This is a genomic window from Sphingomonas panacis (genome assembly GCF_001717955.1).
In the GTDB taxonomy this organism is placed as follows: Bacteria; Pseudomonadota; Alphaproteobacteria; order Sphingomonadales; family Sphingomonadaceae; genus Sphingomonas; species Sphingomonas panacis.
The window spans coordinates 36,561-56,431 of the sequence record NZ_CP014168.1; the positions used below are offsets into that span (position 1 = coordinate 36,561).

14 protein-coding genes are annotated in these 19,871 nt (G+C 64.4%); 5 read left to right on the top strand and 9 right to left on the bottom strand.

What is annotated here, in order from left to right:
* Positions 1–202: 202 nt before the first annotated feature.
* The 7 genes from J0A91_RS00130 to J0A91_RS00160 form a co-directional block, all read right to left on the bottom strand.
* Positions 203–709: a c-type cytochrome gene (locus J0A91_RS00130; RefSeq protein ID WP_069203211.1), complete on the bottom strand. Its 507-nt coding sequence runs from the start codon at positions 707–709 to the stop codon at positions 203–205.
* A gap of 144 nt (positions 710–853) precedes the next feature.
* Positions 854–1,975, bottom strand: coding sequence for an ABC transporter permease (locus J0A91_RS00135; protein ID WP_069203212.1), 1,122 nt, complete (start codon positions 1,973–1,975; stop codon positions 854–856).
* A 3-nt stretch (positions 1,976–1,978) separates the two neighbouring features.
* Positions 1,979–4,708: a ribosome-associated ATPase/putative transporter RbbA gene (rbbA, locus tag J0A91_RS00140; protein ID WP_069203213.1), complete on the bottom strand. Its 2,730-nt coding sequence runs from the start codon at positions 4,706–4,708 to the stop codon at positions 1,979–1,981.
* A complete protein-coding gene (locus J0A91_RS00145; RefSeq protein ID WP_069203214.1) occupies positions 4,705–5,778 on the bottom strand; it encodes an HlyD family secretion protein in 1,074 nt (357 codons plus the stop codon). Before J0A91_RS00145 ends, rbbA begins: the two co-directional genes overlap by 4 nt.
* Positions 5,775–7,196 carry an efflux transporter outer membrane subunit gene (locus J0A91_RS00150; protein WP_240502140.1) on the bottom strand — a complete coding sequence of 474 codons (1,422 nt, stop codon included), beginning with the start codon at positions 7,194–7,196 and terminating at the stop codon, positions 5,775–5,777. Before J0A91_RS00150 ends, J0A91_RS00145 begins: the two co-directional genes overlap by 4 nt.
* 95 nt (positions 7,197–7,291) lie before the next feature.
* Positions 7,292–8,092 (bottom strand): universal stress protein, encoded by an 801-nt coding sequence (locus J0A91_RS00155; RefSeq protein ID WP_069203216.1) that lies wholly within the window; start codon positions 8,090–8,092, stop codon positions 7,292–7,294.
* Positions 8,093–8,275: 183 nt separating this feature from the next.
* Positions 8,276–10,639, bottom strand: coding sequence for a phosphoketolase family protein (locus J0A91_RS00160; RefSeq protein ID WP_069206882.1), 2,364 nt, complete (start codon positions 10,637–10,639; stop codon positions 8,276–8,278).
* 359 nt (positions 10,640–10,998) lie between these two features.
* Here J0A91_RS00160 and J0A91_RS00165 point away from each other — a divergent pair, with 359 nt between their 5' ends.
* From J0A91_RS00165 to J0A91_RS00175, 3 genes are read left to right on the top strand one after another with little or no spacing between them, the layout of a single operon-like run.
* A complete protein-coding gene (locus J0A91_RS00165) occupies positions 10,999–11,184 on the top strand; it encodes a hypothetical protein (RefSeq protein ID WP_069203217.1) in 186 nt (61 codons plus the stop codon).
* On the top strand, positions 11,177–11,341 hold the full coding sequence (locus tag J0A91_RS00170) for a hypothetical protein (RefSeq protein ID WP_206364958.1): 165 nt from the start codon (positions 11,177–11,179) through the stop codon (positions 11,339–11,341). Before J0A91_RS00165 ends, J0A91_RS00170 begins: the two co-directional genes overlap by 8 nt.
* A complete protein-coding gene (locus tag J0A91_RS00175; RefSeq protein ID WP_069203218.1) occupies positions 11,338–12,435 on the top strand; it encodes an Acg family FMN-binding oxidoreductase in 1,098 nt (365 codons plus the stop codon). Before J0A91_RS00170 ends, J0A91_RS00175 begins: the two co-directional genes overlap by 4 nt.
* Before the next feature lie 12 nt (positions 12,436–12,447).
* On the opposite strand, the gene J0A91_RS00180 is transcribed toward J0A91_RS00175, so the two are convergent.
* Complete coding sequence (locus tag J0A91_RS00180) at positions 12,448–12,627, bottom strand: hypothetical protein (RefSeq protein WP_150126782.1); 180 nt, start codon at positions 12,625–12,627, stop codon at positions 12,448–12,450.
* Positions 12,628–13,180: 553 nt separating this feature from the next.
* On the opposite strand from J0A91_RS00180, the gene J0A91_RS00185 reads away from it, so the two are divergent.
* On the top strand, positions 13,181–14,749 hold the full coding sequence (locus J0A91_RS00185; RefSeq protein WP_069203220.1) for a carboxylesterase/lipase family protein: 1,569 nt from the start codon (positions 13,181–13,183) through the stop codon (positions 14,747–14,749).
* A gap of 302 nt (positions 14,750–15,051) precedes the next feature.
* Positions 15,052–17,712, top strand: coding sequence for a TonB-dependent receptor plug domain-containing protein (locus J0A91_RS25025; protein ID WP_069203221.1), 2,661 nt, complete (start codon positions 15,052–15,054; stop codon positions 17,710–17,712).
* Positions 17,713–17,945: 233 nt separating this feature from the next.
* Here the strand turns inward: J0A91_RS25025 and J0A91_RS00195 are convergent, their stop codons facing one another.
* A complete protein-coding gene (locus tag J0A91_RS00195; RefSeq protein ID WP_150126783.1) occupies positions 17,946–19,862 on the bottom strand; it encodes a glycoside hydrolase family 3 protein in 1,917 nt (638 codons plus the stop codon).
* Positions 19,863–19,871 lie beyond the last annotated feature (9 nt).

Genomic DNA, 19,871 nt, shown 5'->3' on the forward strand with positions numbered 1-19,871 from the left:
GGGCAAACTGACGGCGAAGGCGGCGGTGGATCGAACACCTATGGTGTCGTTACCGGTGTCGCGATGGCATGGATCAAGCGAATGGCGCGCCGCGAGATAGCCGCCCAGCCGATCGTCCCCTACCGACGACATGCTCTTCCACGTTTCAGTTCAAACTCCTGCGTCGGCGCCATCACGGCCCCCGAGCGCTGTGCGGCAGGGTCTAGCGCGGCGGGAGATCCTTCGGGAGACCGGCCTGAATGTAGGTGGTCACGGCCCAGATATCGTTTGGCGACAGCATTTTCTTGTACGGCGGCATCGACGTGCCGAAAGGCACGCCACCCTCGGCGATGGTCCAGTACATGAACCCGTCGAACCGCGAGACTTTCATTTCGGAAAGCCAGGCGATGTCGAAAGGTGACGGCGACACATCCCGTCCGATTGGACCATTGCCCTTGCCACTGAGGCCATGACAGGAACGGCAGTTGGTCGCATAGAGCGTGGCGCCTTTGGCAATCGTCGCTCGCGAGACGGGCAAGGGATTGCGCATCGTCCGATAGGGCTCCGGGACACCGTTCGCCGCGATGGCATGATGGCGCGGTATCCGGTCGATCTGGGCCCATCGATGCAAGCTTGGCAAGGGCGTCGTCCATTGCCCCGCAAACGCCGCGCCGGCCAGAAGCGGAATGACTCCGAAGGCGCCGAAAGCGTACAGTGATCGCGATGACATGTGTCGGATGACCTCTGCTTCGGAAAGGGAAAAGATGCTTCCTGATCGTGTTCCAGCGAACGCCTCCCTGAAATCCGGTAAGGTACGTATCGGACGTGGACGAAGACCTCGAGCGCCAGCGCGCGGCTCGCGACCCCGTTGGTTTCACGCCATGGTGTTGATGGCCCGACGAAACTGAACGAGCGCGACCGCGAAAAACACCGCGCCGATCGTGACGATCGCCAGCAGTTGTGGCCACACCACCGTGAGATCGGCGCCACGATAGAGAATGCCTTGAGCAAGCTTGACGAAATGCGTGGTCGGTGCGGCGAGCATGATGTCCTGTACCGCCTGCGGCATACTTTCCCGAGGGGTACTGCCGCCGGAGAGCAATTCCAGCGGAACGATGGTGAGGATCACCAGCAGGCCGAACTGCGGCATCGATCGCGCGAAGGTAGCGAGAAAGATGCCCATCGAGGTCGTGGCGAAGAGATGTGCCACCGCGCCCAGCAGAAACAGCGCGAGCGATCCCGCGATCGGCACCCGCATCGCGCCTTCAACGACGAGGAGGAGCGAAGCCCAGGTCGCAGCCAGCACGACGAGCCCCATCGACCAGACTTTTGCCGCCATGATCTCTGACGGTGTGACCGGCATCACCAGCAGATGCTCGACCGTGCCATGCTCGCGCTCGCGGATCAGTGCGGCGCCGGTGAGAATGATCGAAAGGAGGGTGACGTGGTTGATCACCTGCATCACCGCGCCGAACCACAATGCCGTGAGGTTGGGGTTGAAGCTGGAGCGCACGGCAAGATCGATGGGTAGCGCAGCGGCCCTGCCACCGCGCCGGGCGAAGGCATTTATCTCGCCATCGACGATTTGCTGGACATAGGCGTTGCCTGAAAAGGCCTGCCCCATTCGCGTCGCATCGACGTTGAGCTGGACAGCGGGCGAGCGGCCGGCGAGCAGATCACGCTGGAAATGCGGCGGGATGTCGAGGACGAAGGTATAGCTGCCCTGATCCATCCCAGGATCGATCTGCGCGCGCGAGAGCCGTGTCGGCGCGGTAAAAAATGGCGGATAAAAGGCGTTGAAGATCCGCTGCGACAATGGCGACTGGTCCTCATCGACGATCGCGATGGGAGCCTTGTTGAGCGTTTCGGGAATCCCGGTCGCTGCGACATAGACCGATCCGGTGAAGGCCCAGGCGATCAGCGCGACCATCATCCGGTCGCGCCAGAGGCTTCGAATTTCCTTGATGCCAAGCCGGGCGACGTTCGCGATGCGCATCGTTCAATGCTCCTGCTTGCGGAGCAGCGCTATTCCGGCCGCCATCAGGATCGGCGCGGTGACAGCGAGCGCCAGGAACGAAACCGGGAGATCGGCGATACCCAGCCCCTTGCAAAACACCCCGCGGCTGATCGTGAGGATGTGGGTGGCCGGGTAAAGTGCGCCGATCACCTTGCCGGAGCCTTCCAGCGACGCGACCGGCGTCAGCATGCCCGAGAATTGCACAGCCGGGATGATCGTGCCGATCGCCGTGCCGAAGATCGCCGCGATCTGGCTGCGCACGAAGGTGGAGAAGATCAACCCGATCGCCGTCGAACTCAAGACGAACAGCAGCGATGCCAGCGTCAGCGCGAACAGACTTCCTTTCAGCGGCACGCCGAAGATCGTCACCGCGAGGAGTGTCAGCAGCGCGAAGTTGAGCATCCCCAGCACCACATACGGCAATTGCTTGCCGAGCAGGAATTCGACGCGGGTGACGGGCGTGACGTACAAATTCACGATCGACCCCAGCTCCTTTTCCCGCACGACGCTGAGCGCGGTGAGCATCGAGGGTATGAGCAACAGCAGGATGGGGATGACGGCCGGCACGATCGATACCAAGCTGGCGACATCGGGATTGTAGCGGTAGCGCGTCTCGATGTTGGCCAGGCCCAACGACGGCCGGGCACCCAATTCGCGCAGCGCGAAATCCGACAGCCAGGCGACGTGCATGGCCCGCACATACGATAGCGCCGTCTCGGCCCGGCTCGGCATCGAGCCGTCGATCCACATGCCGATCGCGACGGGTGCCCCGCGCCGAATATCGCGCGCGAAATGTTCGGGAATCTCGATGGCGACGCTCAGTTCGCCATCGCGCATCCTCCGATCCAGCTCGGCATAGCTGTGGATCGCCGCATGCTCCACGAAATAGCGCGAGCCCGAAAGGTTCAGCGCATAGTTCTGGCTGGTGGTGGTTCCGTCGCGATCGAGCACCGCATAGGGAAGGTTCTGGACATCGAGACTGATGCCATATCCCATGACGAACATCAGGAAGATGCTGCCGGCGAGCGCAAGCGTCGCGCGGATCGGATCACGGCGAAGCTCCAGCGCCTCCCGCCGGCTATAGCTGAGCAGGCGCCGCAGACTGAAGCGTCTTGCCGGGCCGGTTTCGGCCTCCATGTCGTCGTGCGTGAGGCTGGGCGGCGGAGGGGCAGCCGTCGGGGCGAGTGCGTCCATTCGCCTGATGTGTTCGATAAAGGCGCCTTCGAGGTCGCTTGCGCCGCTCGCCTGTACGATTCCGGTCGGCGTGTCGGTCGCCAGAACCTTGCCCATATGCATCAGCGCGATCCGGTCGCAGCGCTCCGCTTCGTTCATGAAATGGGTCGATATGAAGATCGTCACCCTGTCGATTCGCGCGAGATTGATCATCATCTGCCAGAAGGCGTCGCGCGCGATCGGATCGACACCCGATGTCGGCTCGTCGAGGATCAGAATCTCGGGCGCGTGAATGGTCGCCACGGCGAGCGACAAACGCTGCCGCTGGCCAAGTGGCAGGCTGTCAGGATTGGCGTCCATCAATTCCGACAGGCCGAAACGCTCCGCCATATCGGCGACGCGCTCGGCGATGTCGCCGGGCACCTGAAAAAGCTGCGCGTGCAATTCGAGATTCTGCCGCACCGTCAATTCGGTGTAGAGTGAGAAGCTTTGCGACATATAGCCGACCCGCTTCCGGGTCGCGATATCACGCGGATCAATCGGTCGGCCGAGCAGCAACGCCTCGCCGGCGGTGGCTGGAAGCAATCCCGTCAGCATCTTCATCGTCGTCGTTTTGCCGCACCCGTTCGAGCCGATGAACCCGAAGATCTCTCCGCGCGCGATACTGAAATCGACATGGTCAACGGCGGTGAAGTCACCGAACCGCTTGGTGAGACCGCGCGCCTCGATCGCGGCAATCCCGTCGATCTCCACGCTGCGCGGCGGTATCGTCATGCTGTGATGGCCGCGCCGCTGTTCTTCGGGGAGCAGCGCGATGAAGGCCTCCTCCAGCGTGTCCTTCTGCGTGCGTGCCAACAGTTCGGCCGGGGTGCCCGTCGCGAGCACGCGGCCGGCGTTCATCGCCACCAACCAGTCGAACCGTGCCGCTTCCTCCATATACGCGGTGGCAACCAGCACGCTCATGCCGGGGCGTTTCGCGCGGATGCGATCGATCAGTTCCCAGAATTGCGCGCGCGACAATGGATCGACGCCGGTGGTCGGCTCGTCGAGCAGCAGCAGATCAGGATCATGGATCAGCGCGCAGCACAGGCCCAGTTTCTGCTTCATCCCGCCGGAAAGCTTGCCCGCCGGTCGATCCCGGAACGCCGCCAGCCCGGTCGCCTCGATCAGATCGTCGATCCGCCGAACCCGTTCCGAATGGGCCTGCCCGAACAGGCGAGCGAAGAAATCGATATTCTCGAAGACCGACAGCGTCGCATAGAGGTTTTTGCCGAGCCCCTGCGGCATATAGGCGACGCGCGAGCAGATCCGACGGCGGTGGCCGACATCGGCCATGTCGCCGCCGAGCACTTCCACCGCACCTTCCTGAAGGGCGCGTGCGCCAGCAACGAGCGCGAACAAGCTTGACTTGCCCACCCCGTCGGGCCCGATCATTCCGACCATGCGGCTTGCCGGAACGTCCAGATCGACGCCGTCGAGCGCCGTCGTGTCGCCGAAGCACAGGCGTACCCCGGTAAGGCGAGCCGCGCAGGCAGTCATTTGACGGGCGTCAGCGCGAGCTTGGCCGGCCAAGGAGTGCCGGGGTCGATCCGGACATAGGCCGTGCCGGGCATGCCCGACTTCACCAGATTGCGGACCCTGGCGAGCAGTTTTCGGTCGATCGACGCGCGAACACGAAACATCAGCTTCTCGCGCTCGTCCTTCGTCTCAACCGTCTTTGGGGTGAATTGCGCCACGTCCGCCACGAAGGAAACGTGCGCCGGGATCACCCGGTCGGGCACCGAATCGAGCACGATCCGCGCCTCGTCGCCCATGCCGACCCGGCCAACGGCCTGTTCGGGCAGGAAGAAGGTCAGATAAGCGTCGCTGAGATCAATGAGATTGAGCACCTTGCCGCCGGCACCCACGACCTCGCCGGGTTCGGCGATACGATATTGCACCCGGCCCGTGCGTGGCGCGCGCAGGATCGCGTCGCCGATGTCGGCATCGAGCCGGTGGACCCCCGCCAGCGCGGCGGCGACGTTCGACCGGGCGCCTGCGACCTGTGACCGCGCGGTCGCGACCGCGGCGTCGATGGCGCCGACCTGAGCGCGTGCCGCCTCCACCACGGCGCGCGTACCCTGCAGCCGCGCATGATCGTCCTCCTGTTCCTGGCGCGGCGTCGCGCCCTCGGACGCAAGCTCGGTCGAGCGGCCGAGGTGGCTTCGTGCGGTGTCCAGATCAGCTTCGTGCTGGCGGAGCTGGGCGACCGCCGCGGCGCGCTGGGCGGTCGCTTGCGCCACTTGCGTCTGGGCGGACTGCACCGCGCTCAAGGCAGCCTGGAGCTGTGCCACGGCCTGAGCACGCTGCGCCTGCAGCGAGTCGACGTCGATGGTTGCCAGAGTCTGGCCCGCCTTCACCATGTCGCCTTCATAAACCAGGATTTGGCGTATGCGGCCCGGCGCCTTGGCCGAGACATCGACCTCGGTCGCCTCGATCCGGCCATTGCCGCTGGCGATGCCGGGGCCGAGCGGATCCCGCACGAGATAGTGGCGCGCGATCAGGACGCCCGCCAGCACGGCCACAGCGATACCCAGGCGGAACGCCCATTTTTTCCAATCGGCCTTCACGGATTGCGCCTTTGCGGTTCGGGTTCGGAAAAGCCGCCGCCAAGGGCGGCGTAGAGCGCGACACCGCTTGCCAGCCATGCGCGCCGAAGCTGGATTCGCTTTTGCTCGGCGGAAAAGCGGTCGCGTTCGGCGTCGAGCACTTCCAGAAAAGCGGAGCGCCCGGCGTCGTAGCGAAGCTGTGCGAGGCGCGAGCGCTCGCTCAGCGCCACGATCGACTGGTCGATGGTCGTGATCTGCTCGGCGAGCCAATGCCGCTGCGCCAGCGCATCGGCGACGTCGCGGAAGGCGCCCTGGATCGTGGCCTCGTAGGCGGCGAGCATTTCATCACGCCGTGCCTCGCTGAGCCGCAGATTTGCGCGCAGCTTGCCCGCTGTGAAGATCGGAAGCGAGATGCTGGGCCGGAACAGCCACAGGCCGGTCCCCGCGCCGAACAGCCCGTCCAGATCGCGACTGCTGCTCCCGGCGATGCCGGTGAGGCTTATGCTGGGGAAGAAGGCGGCACGAGCCGCGCCGATATTCGCTTCCGCGGCGCGTAACCGATGCTCGGTCGCGACGATGTCCGGTCGGTTGGCGAGCAATGCGGAGGGTAGGCCCGGACGGATCTGCTGGGTGAGCCCGACCTGCGCCAAGCTATGTTGTAACGCGGAATCGGCGATCGGCTCACCCACCAACACGGCAAGCGCGTCGCGGTTTTGTGCCCGCGCAAGCTCGATCGCCGGGATTTCCGCCGCCGCCTGGGTCCGCAGCGTCTCCGCCTGCGTTACGTCGATCTTCGAGCCCGAGCCGACCTCATAGCGCCGGGTCAGCATGTGCAACGCACGTTCGCGATTGGCGAGCGTTTCGTGTGCGAGCGCCAGCCTTTCGGCATATTCCCGATCGGCGAGGTAGCCCGCGGCGACCTGTGCGACCAGGCTGGTCGCGAGGCCGCGCCGAGCCTCGGCACTCGCCAGATAGCGTTCGCGCGCGGCAGCCTGCAGCTTGCGCAACCGGCCGAACAGATCGATCTCCCAGCGCGCCTGGAGCAGGCCATTATAGCTGGTGAGCGTGTCGTCGCGCAGCATCCGGGCGAGCGCGTCCGGGACACCCACCTTTGCCATACCTGCCGATCCGCTGACCTGCGGCGCCAGATCCGCGCCGCTGATGCTGACATCAGCACGCGCCTGCGCGATGCGGGCTGCAGCAGCCTGCAAATCCCGATTGTTGTCGAGTGCGCGATAGATCAGGCTCCGCATTTCCGTGTCGGTGAAGAAGTCTTGCCAGCCCATTTGCACGGCCGTTTCGGCGGGTGCGGCAAGCGCCAGGGGATATGCCCCGGGAACCGGCACCGCCGGATGGCTGGCCGGCGGAACGGTCGAGCAACCGCTCATGAGGAGCGCGCCCGGCAGAATCCTCGCAATCAGCCCGGTTCGATTCGTCAAGGATAGCCGCCCCGAAGTGTGTCTCTGCAAAGATTTGTATTGCGGTGCGGCAAAGCCGGGCATTGGGAATGCTACGGATACACCCGAGCTGGCGATCAGTGTGCGAGGAAGACCGGGATGGGGCTTTCGCCCAGCATCGTGCGGGTGACGCCGCCGAACAGCGCCTCCACGAGCCGCAAATGGCCATAACCGCCCATCACGACATAGCCGAACCCACCCGAGGAGGCCTCCTTCAGCAAGGCCGGTCCCGCAGGGGATGCTGTTATGCGCCGGATGTCGGCTGGCACGCCGTACCGGGCCAGATATTCGGCCGCATCTTCCGCCGGGGTGGTGGTGATCGAACCATCCTGCACCTCGACGATGGTCACATGGTCGGTGCGTTTGAGCAGCGGCACGGCGGCACGCAGCGCCGCCGCAGCGCAGCGCGACCCGTCCCAAGCGATCAATGCGGCGGCGTGATCGAGCCCCCGGCAATCGGCGGGCACCGCGAGCACGGGCTTGCCCGAGCGCACGATCAACTCGGCGGCGGCGCCATGCATGTCGGGGTAGGCGAAATCGCCGACCTCCCGGTTGACGACGATCACATCGGTAAGCTCCGCTGCGCGCTGGAGGGTTGGCGCGATGTCGCCGGCTGCATCGATCCAGTCCCACGATATGCCTTCATCGGCAAGCCGTGCGACGACCTTGCCTTTGTTATCGACCTCCCGTGCCGCTTCCTGCGTGACCACGTCTCCAAGCACATAGGCCGCGCCATAGCCGTCGCCGAGGACAGGCGGGACGTACGTAACGTCGAGGCACGTGAGGTGCCCGTCGATCGCGCGGCAGAGATCGAGCGCAACCTGCAGACGACCTTCCTGGCCGCCATCGTCGTGGATGAGCAGAAGGATGTTCTTCATGGCGCTCCGCCTTTGCTGCGCGTGTTCGCGAGTGATGGTATTTCGGTCGCAAAGCGGCTGGCATCCGCAATTGTACGGACGTCGTGCGTATCCTGTCAGGGCGGAGCGCAAATGAAGGCCTTCAGCGGTCCTGACGAAAGCGTTGAAGATCACCGTTGGCAGGTCTGAGAGTGCTGACGCCGCTCATGTAGACCAGCGCCAGTCGCGCACCTCGGGCATGTCTTCGCCGCGCTCGGCGATGTACAATTTGTGCCGTTCCATCGTCGTCCAATAGCGGTCGCGCGCGGTGGCCACGCGGTCCGCCAGCCGCGGCACCCGCTCGATGGCGTCGAGTGCGAGCCGGTAGCGGTCGAGATCGTTGAGCACCACCATGTCGAACGGCGTTGTGGTCGTGCCCTCCTGCTTGTAGCCGCGCACGTGGATGTTGCGATGATTGGCTCGCCGGTAGGTGAGCTTGTGGATCATCGCGGGAAAGCCGTGAAACGCGAAGATCACCGGTCTGTCGGTCGTGAATATGGCGTCGAACCCATGATCGTCGAGCCCATGCGGATGCTCGCTGCGGGGCTCAAGCACCATCAGGTCGACGACGTTCACGACGCGAATGCGAATGTCGGGCACATACTCGCGCAGCAACGTGACCGCGGCCAGGGTTTCGAGAGTGGGCACATCGCCAGCGCAGGCCATCACCACGTCGGGATCCTCGTCCTCGACCCCCGCCCAGTGCCAGATCCCAGCGCCGGCGGTGCAATGTCGTACCGCCTCGTCGATCCCGAGCCATTGCCACTCGGGCTGCTTGCCGGCGACGATCAGATTGACGTAGTCGCGGCTGCGCAGGCAATGGTCGGCGACAGACAAGAGGCAGTTGGCATCGGGTGGCAGATAGACGCGGGCGATATCCGAGGTCTTGTTGGCGACCTGATCGATAAAGCCGGGGTCTTGGTGGGAAAGGCCGTTATGGTCCTGCCGCCAGACATGCGAGGTCAGCAGATAGTTGAGCGAAGCGATCGGTCGTCGCCACGGGATGTTGCGGCTGACCTTGAGCCATTTGGCATGCTGGTTGAGCATCGAATCGACGATGTGGGTGAACGCTTCGTAGCACGAAAAGACGCCGTGTCGGCCGGTGAGCAGATAGCCTTCGAGCCAGCCCTGGCAGAGATGTTCGCTCAGCACCTCCATCACGCGCCCGGTCGCGCTCAGATCCATATCGACCGGGTCGATCTCCGCCATCCAAGCCTTGCCCGAGACGTCGTACACCGCATCGAGGCGGTTCGACGCGGTCTCGTCAGGGCCAAACAGGCGGAAATTCCGCTGTTCGAGATTGAGCCGCATGACCTCGCGCAGATAGTGGCCAAGCACCCGCGTCGCCTCGGCTTCCACCGCTCCCGGAGCCGGCATGGCGACCGCGAAATCCCGGAAATCGGGCAGCGACAGCGGCTGCAACAGGCTCCCGCCATTGGCATGCGGGTTGGAGCTCATCCGGCGATGTCCGGTCGGGGCCAGGTTCGATAACTCATCGCGAAGCTTGCCGTTGGTGTGGAAGAGTTCGCTCGGCCGATAGCTCCGCATCCAGTTTTCGAGCTGATGCAGATGCTCGGGCTTGCTGAAGTCCGCGAGCGGAACCTGGTGCGCCCGCCACGTGCCCTCGACCGGAAGACCATCGACCACCTTGGGGCCCGTCCAGCCCTTGGGCGTCTTGAGCACGATCATCGGCCAGCGCGGCCGCCTGGGGGGCATCGACGCAGGAGCGGTGCGCGCCTCGGACTGGATCGTCTTGATATCGCGCAACACCACTTCCAAAGTCTCCGCCATCACCTGATGCAGTATCGCGGGATCGTCGCCTTCGACGAAATACGGCTCGTGACCGTAACCGTGGAGCAAGTCGGTCAATTCCTCCCTGCCGATGCGCGCGAGGACCGTCGGATTGGCGATCTTGAAGCCGTTGAGATGCAGGATCGGCAGCACCGCGCCGTCGCGCGCGGGGTTGAGGAACTTGTTGCTGTGCCAACTCGCGGCAAGTGGTCCGGTCTCCGCTTCGCCGTCGCCGATGATGCAGGCGACGATCAAATCGGGATTGTCGAACGCGGCACCATAGGCATGCGCCAGCGAATAGCCGAGCTCGCCGCCCTCGTGGATCGATCCGGGTGTTTCGGGCGAGACATGGCTCGGGATGCCGCCCGGCCAGGAGAATTGCCGGAACAGCCGCTCCATGCCGCTACGGCTGCGCTCGATCGCGGGATAATGTTCGGTATAGGAGCCTTCGAGATAGGCATTGGCCACCAGCCCGGGGCCGCCGTGACCAGGCCCGATCACGTAGATCATGTCGAGATCGTGATCGACGATCAGCCGGTTGAGGTGGACATAAACGAAATTAACTCCCGGCGTGGTGCCCCAATGGCCGAGCAGGCGCGGCTTGACGTCGCTCCGCGCGAGCGGCTGTTCGAGCAGTGGATTGCCGCACAGATAGATTTGTCCGACCGACAGATAATTGGCGGCGCGCCAATACGCATCGAGCGTCGCCACGATCTCGGGAGAAAGGGGAACAGGCATCGCAGTCTCCAACGCTCGGCCATTACGGCAGCCATTTGCCTGTCCCGAAAAGCGCGTGATCCCGGGGCCGACGTCTGCTCCTCTCCCTTCGCGCGAGCCGTCGCTATCGGTGAATGCCCGTAGCGGGACGGGAACCGCGCGGCGGTCGAGATGGCTTCGCGGGTACGGTGGGTGCCGCAGGCACGGATTGGCCCAGACGAAGGTTACGCACAGTCGCGTTCGCCCTATCGCCTCAATATGAGAAGAAAACGCTTCGGCACCGTCGTTGGCGGCGAGAAGCGGCCCTGTGGCTTTCCCGTATTGCCCACATCTGCGGGATCGTCGCAGGATCGGGTCGCCTCAAAGCCGGGAGAAACACAATGGTCTGGGTTGCCCGCATCGTCTTGTTCGTGCCCGCTCTTATCGCTGGCTGGTTCGTGTCGCGGGACGATGCCAGCTACTGGGTAATTGCCTTGGCGATAGCGCTCGTCTTTATCGCGTTGACGGCAGTCGCCGGCATGTATTTTCCGCGCGATCCTGGTCGGGCGCGACGCCCGGATGCCTGACCAGGCCATGCGCATCGCCACGCTCGACGGGTTCGAGTTCCTGGGCTTCAACGGCTTCGTCACGGCCCCCGTAACCGCCACGCTGGAAATCTTCGGCGACACGCAACCGCCTGCCTCGGCGATCATCCTCGCCCGAGCGACAGCGACCAGCACATGAACCGGAGGCATGTGCTGATCGGGGCCGGCGCGACCGTCGCGCTCGGCGGCGGCGCGACCCTGCTCACCCTGTCCGGCATGGGGTCACCTGCGGACTATGCAGCCGACATTGCCCCGCTCCGCAAACCGCTGGCCGACCCCGCCCCATTCCGCGATCTCATCCGCTACGCCACGCTCGCGTCCAATGGACACAACACGCAGCCGTGGCGGTTTCGCGCTCGCGAGAGGCGGGTCGACATCCTCCCCGATTTCACGCGGCGAACGCCCGTCGTTGATCCTGACGACCACCATCTGTTCGTGAGCCTCGGCTGTGCGGCCGAAAATCTCTCCCTGGCATCCGCCGCGCGTGGTCGGCCCGGTCGCGTGCGGTTCGATCCGTCCGCTGCGGGAGCGGTCGTGTTCGATTTCGAGCATGGGCCGGAGCGCCCGTCTGCGCTGTTCGACGCCATCCCGAAGCGCCAGTCCACACGGGCCGAGTATGATGGGCGTGCAGTCGGCAACGCCGATCTCGATCGGCTCGCCAAGGCAGCGGCCGTTCCCGGTGTCGATCTGGTGCTTCTCACCGATCGCCCGCGGATCGCCCACCTGCGCGATCTGGTGGAGGCGGGCAACACTGCGCAAATGGGCGATGCGGCTTTCGTGCGAGAATTGAAGGCATGGCTGCGCTTCAATCCGCGCCAGGCGCTTCGAACGGACGATGGCCTTTACAGCGTGGCGAGCGGCAACCCTGCGCTTCCCGACTGGGTGGGGCCAACCGCGTTCGACTGGCTTTCCACGGCGGCATCGCAAAACGGCGCCTATAGCCGGCAGATCCGTTCGTCCGCAGGCATCGCGATCTTCGTAGGCGCCCGGGAATCGCCGGCGGATTGGGTTACGGTCGGGCGGGCCTGCCAGCGCTTCGCTCTGCAGGCAACGGCATTGGGTCTAAAACACGCCTTCATCAACCAGCCGGTCGAGGTCGCCAGCCTGCGCCCGGATCTGGCAGCGCTCATCGGTCTTCCGGGCCGCCGCCCGGATATCGTTATGCGCTTCGGCTATGGGCCGACGCTGCCCTGGTCGCCACGCCGGCCGGTAGCCGAAGTCATCGAGGCGTGACGCGCAGCGCCGTCAACGAGCAACGTGGCAAGTCTCGGGGGCAGCGAGACCGATCGATGAGGCGGTCGTGTCGCCAAAATACGCGGTGACGTTGCCGAACGCGGGGTAATCCTCGGAATCCGAACCCGAAAGTGTCGGGTCATTGGCGAGCGTGATGTCGGCGCCAACAAACGACGGGTGTACGACCAGCACGCCACGCCGCCTGAAGGTCGCGCGCTGGAAACAGCCTCCAACGACCCATTTGAACCGATCGTTCTGATCTGAAGCAAGGCCGATTTCCTGTGTTGCCAGCAAACGGCAGTTCGCTCCGGATTACCCGGCAAACCGCGCGTCGCAGACACGGCGGGGTTGCAGACGACGAGATCGCAGGTCTGGAGATATTGCCGGCAATTGCCGAATTGATGCTGATGACTTTGGCAACGTTGGACTCCGCATCTCTCGACGAGGCCAACAGATAAGTCTGCGCCGTTCCTGCGCAGCATGATGGGATTGACAGACGCAACTACCCGGCAGATCTTCCGATTAAAGAAACTAGAAAGAAATCGAAATATAGCGGATAACCGGGAGCGCGCACCAGACACGCCTGTCATGCCGACGATACCCGCGGCATCGGAATAGGCGGGCCACCATCCAGAACATCGCCAAGGCGACGGTCGAAGGAAGGTCGGCGTTGATCCATTACGCAAACCACCGGCAAGTCAGATCGACCGGATCAGGAACACTATTGAACGAGAGGACCAAGGGGATGAAATTTCTCGGATTCGTAGCCATCGCACTCGCAACGGTCAGTGTGCAGGCGCTGGCCGATCCGTTGCAGGTCGCGGCACCCGGCGGATCTGTTCAAGGCATGATGGTGGATGGCGTGCGCAGCTTCCGAGGGATTCCGTTCGCGCAACCGCCGATCGGGCCGCTGCGCTGGCGTGAGCCGCAGCCACTGGCGAAATGGGCGGGCGTTCGCATGGCGACACAATGGTCCACGCGCTGCAAGCAATCCGCCGCCTTCGCCGACATGCGCTTTCGCTCGACCGGGGACAGCGAGGACTGCCTTTACCTCAACATCTGGACCCCGGCCAACGCCAAGCCCGGCATGAAATTGCCCGTGTTCTTCTACGTTTATGGCGGCGGCTTCGTAGCCGGAGCGGCCGACGAATCGCGCTATGACGGCGCGAGCATGGCCAAAAAGGGTATCATCGTCGTCGCGGCCAATTACCGCCTCGGAAATTTTGGCTTCTTCTCGCATCCTGAACTGACGGCGGAATCTCCGCATCACGCCTCCGGCAATCAGGGCCTGTTCGATCAGGTCGCGGCGCTGACATGGGCGCGCGACAATATCGCGGCCTTCGGCGGCGATCCGTCGCACATCACCATAAACGGCGAATCTGCGGGCGCGTTCTCGGTGAGCGCACTGACCGTCTCGCCGCTTTCGCGCGACCTGATCGTCGGCGTGATCGGGGAAAGCGGCGCAGCGGTGGACGGGCGATTGGGGCCGGTCCCGCTCAAGACCGCGGAGGCGAGTGGCGTGGCGTTCGGCCAGAAACTCGGCGCGACTTCGCTCGCGGCGCTACGCGCGCTTCCCGCCGACACCGTCCTCAACAGCGACGCGAAGAGCAGTCCGGGGCTTGGTCTCGTGATCGATGGCTATTTGCTGCCGCAAACGCTCGACGCCACCTATGCGGCGCGACGGGCTGCGCACGTCCCGGCGATGATCGGCTCCAACTCGCAGGATATGTTCGCCAACGCCGTAATCGGCACCGACGCGCCGAACGTCGCCAGATATCGCGCGGGGATCGCCACGCTGTTCGGCGGGAACGCCGACACCGTGCTGAAGCTCTATCCGGTCGCGAGCGACGCCGACGTGGTGAAGGTTTCCACCGAAGTGTCGAGCGATCATTTCCTCGGGCAGCCAACCTGGAAATGGTTCGATCTGCACCGCCAGAGCGGCCAGCCGACCTATTATTTCCGCTACGACCACATCCGCCAGCCCGCGATCGGCATCCCCGCCCCATCCATGCCGATCGTTGGCGCGGTACACAGTGCCGAGATCGAATATGCGCTCGGCAATCTGGACGTGGCCGGCATAACGCCCCTTTACCCTTGGACGCCGGCCGACCGGCAGGTTTCCAAGGTGCTGCAAGGCTATTTCGTCAATTTCATCAAGACCGGAAATCCCAACGGTCCGGGCCTGCCAGAATGGCAGGCGGCGGGTACGTCGGACATGCCGTGGCGGCAGATCATCGACATGAAGACCACCGGTCAGCCCATGGTCGAGCAGGCACGCTTCCGCGCGATGGACGCGCTGCCGCCGTCGCAATAGGCGCATCGCCCGCCGCCGACGGAGAAAGCGGGCGACGAGCCCATCCTGAAACCGCCGCACAACGGCTGTCCGGCGCCTTCTTGTGATCCGCGCGCGTCTTCCGCACCGCGCTCCCGTGCCGCTAAACCACGACAACGCAGCGCGAATTTTCGTTTATTTCCGAATAGCAGATAATCGAAAATAATAAGTTGATATGTAAAAAACGCTGCGATAGGACGACATCGCACCGCGCTTTGCCGCGAGTGCCCCGGAAGACGTCGAACAAGGCGTTGCCGGGTAACGGAAAAGGAGGGGATTTCGATATGAAACGATTCGGAACTTCGCGGCTGGCGCTAGGCTCGGCAAGCGTGCTCGCTCTGATGCTTGGCGCGGGCGGCACCGCGACGGCACAGACAACCACCCCCGAGGCGCAGGCCCAGTTGGCGGCCGACGCGCCGGAGCAAGACACCGCCCCCCAGCAAGATGTCGTCGTCACAGGGACGTTGCTGCGCGGCGTGGCTCCGGTCGGCACCAACGTGCTGAGCATCTCGCGGGCCGATGTCGTCGCAACCGGTGCGCAATCCGCGAATGATCTGCTCGCCAACATCCCCCAGATCGGCAATTTCAACACGATCCCGACCGGCACTGCGGGCTTCGGTCAGCCGGTCGTGCAGACCAACCTGCGGAACCTCGGCGCATCGGGCGGCACCACCACGCTGACGCTGGTCAACGGCCATCGCGTGGTCGGCTCGGGCATCTTGCAGACCTATGTCGATCCGCAGATCATCCCGCCCAGCATCATCCAGCGCGTTGAGGTGATACCGGACGGCGGCTCGTCGATCTACGGTTCGGACGCGATCGGTGGCGTCATCAACTTCATCACCCGCAAGCGCTTCGACGGCGTCGAGGCGAACGGCCATTATGGCTTCGCAAACGGCTACAACACGCTCGATGCCAATGTCACCGTCGGCAAGGACTGGGGATCGGGCTCGCTGTTCGTGTCCTATGCCTATGCTTGGCACAACAATGTCCAGGGTTATGAGCGCGATTACGTCACCCAGAACTTCACCGCGCATGGCGGACCGGACAACCGCAGCTTCAACTGCACGCCGAGCAACATCCGCATCGGCACGAGCTACTATCCCCTGCCCGGCCGCGGCGCCACCAACGCCGCCGGCGCAAACCGGTGCAGCACCACCGATAATGCCGACATCTATCCGCGCGAGAACCGCAACACCGTGTTCGCGACGCTCGACCAGCAGTTGAACGATTCGATCTCGACCAACATCACGGCCTATTACTCGCGTCGCGTCACCAGCCTGATGCAGGCGAGCCTGGCGGGCAGCGGCAACATTACCAATGCCAACCCCTATTTCCAGCCGGTCGGCACGGAAACCAGCCAGGTCGTCAATTTCGATTTCTCGAGCGTGTTCGGCAAGGGCATCGCCAGCCCGGCCCGGTTCGATTCCTGGGGCGTGACGCCGACCTTCGACGCCGATCTCGGCCATAGCTGGCACCTTCGCGGCCTCGCGAATTACGGGCACAGCTATAACAATACGATCGAATATACCACGAACGCCGGCAACGTCGCCGCCGCGCTGGCCGGCACGACGACCGCCACCGCGCTGAACCCGTACAACATTTCCGCCACCAATCCGGCGGTGCTCGCCTCGATCCGCGATTACAGCAACTATTCGCGCGCGCTTCAGGATCTGGCCGAGGGCCGCCTCGTCGCGGACGGCACGCTCGCGTCACTGCCGGGCGGCGACGTACGCCTCGCGGTCGGCGCGGAATATCATTGGGAGGGGATCGCGGCCGATATCCGCTTCGGTTCGGCGGGCGCGCCATTCCGCAACTCCGCCTCAGCCGGTCGCACGGTCAAGTCGGTCTACGGCGAAGTGCTTGTGCCGATCTTTGGCGAATCGAACGCGCGGACCGGGTTCCAGGCGCTCAATCTCACCGGTTCGCTGCGCTATGACCATTACAGCGACGTGGGCGGTACGACCAACCCCAAGGTCGGCTTCACCTACAAGCCAATCGACGGCATAACACTGCGCGGCAACTGGGGCACCTCGTTCCACGCACCGAGCCTTGCCGACACGGTGGGTTCGGTCGACTCGCGCATCTCCTATACCACGGGCATCGGATATTCAGGCGGGCGGCCGATCATCTGGATTTCCGGCGGCAATCCCAATCTGAAGCCGGAAAAGGCCCACACCTGGTCGATCGGCGGGGACATCAACCCGTCCTTCTTCAAGGCGCTGACGCTGAGCGCGACCTATTACAACATCGATTTCAAGGACATCATCAGCGTCAATTCGGGCGGCTTCAGCGGCGGCCTGCCCTGGTATGCCGATCCGCTCAACGCACCATTCTACATCCTCAATCCGACGGCCGCGCAGGTCAACGCCTTCTCGGGCGGCAAGCAGCCGGACAATTTCCCGTCGCTGGCTTTCCTCTACGCCAATTTCGGTACGCCCTATTCGGTGCTCGACCTGCGCCGCTACAATCGCGGGCGACTGTTGCAAGACGGTATCGACTTCAACCTGGCCTATAACCAGCCCACCAGCTTCGGTTCGATCAACGCGAGCTTCGGCGGCACCTACACGCTGCATCGTCGCTCAAGCCCGTCGAGCAACGGCGTCTATACCGAATTGCTCGACAATGGCGTCGGTCGCTTCAACTTCATCGCGACCCTTGGTGCGACAGCAGGGCCAGTCACCGGCCGCGCACAGCTGAACCACGGCGGCGGCTATCCAATTCTGTTCGACGCGACCCAGAAGCAGGTCGGCACGTTCGACACCGTGGACCTGTATCTGGCGCTCGATCTGGAAAAGCTCCACGTCGTGAACGGCACCTCGCTGACGCTCAACGTCGACAACGCCTTCGACCAGAACCCGCCCTATAAGAACTCGGGCTCGGGCTATGCCAACGGCTCGACGCTGGGTCGGCTGGTGTCGTTCGGCATCCGTACCAAGTTCTGATCCTGCCCTCCCCTGCAAAGGCCCGCCACCCTCAACGGTGGCGGGCCTTTTTTTTGATACGGACGCGCCCGCACCGAAAAGCGGCTGGATGAAAAACCGGGAAGATAGGCGCACGCATCGGGTGAGCCAGACCGCTTTCCACGCGCGGCCTCAGCGAACGGCATGCCCATCTCGCTAATGCCGCCTGCCAGTCGCAGCCGCGCGACCGGCAGGCTCTTCATGCTTTTCCTTCGTTACGGATGTCGGTAGCCGAACGGATAGAGCGGCGCAGCGCTGTCGTCGGGTACGGCCGGGTTCTGCGTCGCAACCGCCGCCATCGACGAAGGCAGTTCGAAGGGCAACCGGCCTTTGGCCGCCGCCGCGCCGGTCATCACGTCGAGCACAGCCGCGTCGCTCGCGCCGAAGGTCGCGACCAGCGCGCGCACCGTGCCGCGCACGTTGGTCAGCACGGCTGGCCGGTCGAGGTTGATGGCGACGGCGGTCGGCACGGCGGCGGTGGCGCGCTTGATCGCCTCGTAATCCTTGTCGCCGTCGTGGAAGTCGAGCCGCCCCTCGTTCTGGCGCGATCCGAAGAAGGCGTAGGGGTGCAATTTTTCGGACGGCGCATCGACGCGCAGGATGGCGAGATCAGCCTGGCGCGGATCGTCCACTATGACGAAGCCTTTCGCTCGCGCCGCCGCCGGATCGACCCGGTAGAGCCACACCCGCTTGCCCCGTGCGCGGATCGGCAACATCGCGTCGCGGTTTTCCAGCAGTACCTGCGCGTCACGCTGGGCGGCTTCCGCCTCGCGGATGTGAGACGGATCGCCGACGATCCTCGCCGCCGCGTTCGCATCGACATAGGGATTGTCGAACAGCCCGAGCTCGAACTTCAACCGCAGCACGCGGGCTACCGCCGCGTCGATCCGTGCGACACTGACCGACCCATCCTTCACCGCCGCCAACAGCGGTTCGGGCTCGGCGACGCCGCCGAACTGGTCAATCCCGGCATTGATGCCCTTGGCGAAGCGTTGCTCGACCGTCAGGCTCTCGACACCCCAGGGCATGCCGATCGCGACGCCCTGCGGCTTCTGCTCGGTCGGCGCGCGGCATTGTTCGGGGCAGTCGTTGGTGATCGCCCAGTCGGAGACGACCAGTCCGCCGAAATGCTTCTCCTTGCGCAACAGCCCGTCGATCAACTCCGCGTTGAAACCCGCGCCGACCGCCTCGAGCGGCTTGCCGTTCAGCGTGACACCCGTGATGACCGGGTAGGTCGGCATGATTCCTGCCGCCTTCGCCGCGAACGCTCCGTCGAACGCAGCGACGTGACGGGCGAAGCTGGCGTTGTCGAGCTTCGCCACCGAACCATAAGCGTTGTGCCCGTCGAACCCTTCAGGTTCAGCGCCATAGCCGACCCAGTGCTTCACCACGGTCGCGACGCCGCCCCGCGTCACGCCGTTCGCGCCGCCCTGGAAGCCCTCGACATAGGCGCCGACCATCTTGGACACGAGCGCGGGGTCGGAGCCGAACGTCGCCGTCACGCGCGGCCAGCGCGGCTCGCTCGCGAGATCGGCCTGCGGGGAGAGCGCCATGTGGATGCCGACCGCGCGATATTCGCTCCGCGCGATGTCGCCGAAGCGCCGCACGCGCGCCGGATCGCGCAATGCCGCGAAGCCCAGAGTCTCGGGCCAGACCGAGAAACCCCCGCCCGCAGTGCTCGCGCCCAGCACCGCCTGGAAGTGGTTGCGCGGATCGGTGCTGATCGTGATCGGAATGCCGAGCCGCGCGCCTTCCGCCACGCGCTGCACCGCATTGTTCTGCGCCGCCATCTCGGCCGGGGGCACCGCAAGGCGGGTGATGAAACTGGTGATGTGGGTCTTGGTGATCGCCGGGATCATCTTCGCCATGTCATACGCGCGCCCGGTGCCGAGTGCGCCCGCCGCCGAGCCGCTCATGTGCAGCAACGTCCCGACCTTTTCCTCTATCGTCATCCGCGCGATAAGGTCGTCGAGCCGCGCATCGATGGGCTGCTTCGTATCCTCATAAGGATCAAGCCGGCCGTTGTGATTGAGGTCGCGAAACGCCTTGGGGGCATCCGCGAGGGACGGCCCGGCCACGCAAACGGATGCGAGCAGCGCGAGGCGCGCCGCGGCTGAAAAACAACGATGCATCGAAACTCT

Bases quoted from the DNA above. Each gene is read 5' to 3' on its own strand.
- J0A91_RS00130 (WP_069203211.1), bottom strand. From the start codon at position 709: ATGTCATCGCGATCACTGTACGCTTTCGGCGCCTTCGGAGTCATTCCG.
- J0A91_RS00135 (WP_069203212.1), bottom strand. From the start codon at position 1,975: ATGCGCATCGCGAACGTCGCCCGGCTTGGCATCAAGGAAATTCGAAGC.
- rbbA (WP_069203213.1), bottom strand. From the start codon at position 4,708: ATGACTGCCTGCGCGGCTCGCCTTACCGGGGTACGCCTGTGCTTCGGC.
- J0A91_RS00155 (WP_069203216.1), bottom strand. From the start codon at position 8,092: ATGAAGAACATCCTTCTGCTCATCCACGACGATGGCGGCCAGGAAGGT.
- J0A91_RS00160 (WP_069206882.1), bottom strand. From the start codon at position 10,639: ATGCCTGTTCCCCTTTCTCCCGAGATCGTGGCGACGCTCGATGCGTAT.
- J0A91_RS00165 (WP_069203217.1), top strand. From the start codon at position 10,999: ATGGTCTGGGTTGCCCGCATCGTCTTGTTCGTGCCCGCTCTTATCGCT.
- J0A91_RS00170 (WP_206364958.1), top strand. From the start codon at position 11,177: ATGCCTGACCAGGCCATGCGCATCGCCACGCTCGACGGGTTCGAGTTC.
- J0A91_RS00175 (WP_069203218.1), top strand. From the start codon at position 11,338: ATGAACCGGAGGCATGTGCTGATCGGGGCCGGCGCGACCGTCGCGCTC.
- J0A91_RS00185 (WP_069203220.1), top strand. From the start codon at position 13,181: ATGAAATTTCTCGGATTCGTAGCCATCGCACTCGCAACGGTCAGTGTG.
- J0A91_RS25025 (WP_069203221.1), top strand. From the start codon at position 15,052: ATGAAACGATTCGGAACTTCGCGGCTGGCGCTAGGCTCGGCAAGCGTG.
- J0A91_RS00195 (WP_150126783.1), bottom strand. From the start codon at position 19,862: ATGCATCGTTGTTTTTCAGCCGCGGCGCGCCTCGCGCTGCTCGCATCC.